Genomic DNA, 1,036 nt, shown 5'->3' with positions numbered 1-1,036 from the left:
CTGGGACCCCTGCGTTATCAACACAGTGCTCTAACCAACTGAGCTAAACTCCCAAAATATTAAGTTAAGCGGATGACGAGAATCGAACTCGCGTAGCCAGCTTGGAAGGCTGGGGTTCTACCATTAAACTACATCCGCTAAATAAGGAATGGCGCGAGACGGAATCGAACCGCCGACACATGGAGCTTCAATCCATTGCTCTACCAACTGAGCTACCGAGCCAAAGATATGGATCTTGCTGGATTCGAACCAGCGACCGATCGGTTATGAGCCGATAGCTCTAACCAACTGAGCTAAAGATCCAGCTGATAAATATAGCGGCGAAGGGGATCGAACCCCCGACCTCTCGGGTATGAACCGAACGCTCTAGCCAGCTGAGCTACACCGCCATTTTTGACATAAGTCAAATTGATGTAAAAACATCAATCGGGAAGACAGGATTCGAACCTGCGACACCTTGGTCCCAAACCAAGTACTCTACCAAGCTGAGCTACTTCCCGTTATATGCAAGCGGTAGGATTCGAACCTACAACCGCCTGATTCGTAGTCAGGTACTCTATCCAGTTGAGCCACACCTGCAAATAACATTATATAAACAACTAGTAAGGATACTAGTAAGCGAACGACGAGATTCGAACTCGCGACCCCAACCATGGCAAGGTTGTGTTCTACCCCTGAACTACGTTCGCACTTAAACTTTGTGTCTTACGACAATGCCGACTACATGATTCGAACACGCGACCCTCTGATTACAAATCAGATGCTCTACCAACTGAGCTAAGTCGGCTAATACCTAGTATGCGGATGAAGGGACTTGAACCCCCACGCCGTTAAGCGCTAGATCCTAAATCTAGTGCGTCTGCCAATTCCGCCACATCCGCTAGGATTATGACCCGTGCTGGGCTCGAACCAGCGACCCTTTGATTAAAAGTCAAATGCTCTACCAACTGAGCTAACGAGTCATTAGTATTTCTACTAACGGTTCTGACGGGAATCGAACCCGCGATCTTCGCCGTGACAGGGCGACGTGATAACC

10 tRNA genes are annotated in these 1,036 nt (G+C 48.6%); all 10 read right to left on the bottom strand.

Going from position 1 to position 1,036, the window contains the following annotated elements:
• Positions 1–67 precede the first annotated feature (67 nt).
• The 10 genes from ABT299_RS52860 to ABT299_RS52815 all read right to left on the bottom strand — a co-directional run bounded on the left by ABT299_RS52860 (position 68) and on the right by ABT299_RS52815 (position 962).
• Positions 68–138 (bottom strand) — tRNA-Gly (locus tag ABT299_RS52860).
• Between the two features lie 11 nt (positions 139–149).
• Positions 150–222, bottom strand: a tRNA-Phe gene (locus ABT299_RS52855).
• Between the two features lie 7 nt (positions 223–229).
• Positions 230–303, bottom strand: a tRNA-Ile gene (locus ABT299_RS52850).
• A 12-nt stretch (positions 304–315) separates the two neighbouring features.
• Positions 316–389: transfer RNA gene (locus ABT299_RS52845), tRNA-Met, on the bottom strand.
• A gap of 37 nt (positions 390–426) precedes the next feature.
• Positions 427–500 (bottom strand) — tRNA-Pro (locus ABT299_RS52840).
• Between the two features lie 5 nt (positions 501–505).
• Positions 506–579, bottom strand: a tRNA-Arg gene (locus ABT299_RS52835).
• Positions 580–617: 38 nt separating this feature from the next.
• A tRNA-Gly gene (locus tag ABT299_RS52830) sits at positions 618–689 on the bottom strand.
• A gap of 25 nt (positions 690–714) precedes the next feature.
• A tRNA-Thr gene (locus ABT299_RS52825) sits at positions 715–787 on the bottom strand.
• Between the two features lie 12 nt (positions 788–799).
• Positions 800–881: transfer RNA gene (locus ABT299_RS52820), tRNA-Leu, on the bottom strand.
• A gap of 8 nt (positions 882–889) precedes the next feature.
• Positions 890–962, bottom strand: a tRNA-Lys gene (locus ABT299_RS52815).
• Between the last annotated feature and the right edge of the window lie 74 nt (positions 963–1,036).

Source organism: Spirillospora sp. NPDC000708, assembly GCF_040299565.1.
Classification (GTDB): Bacteria; Actinomycetota; Actinomycetes; order Streptosporangiales; family Streptosporangiaceae; genus Spirillospora.
The sequence above is the reverse complement of the archived record's forward strand: the minus strand, read 5'-3'. Positions and strand labels throughout refer to the sequence as shown.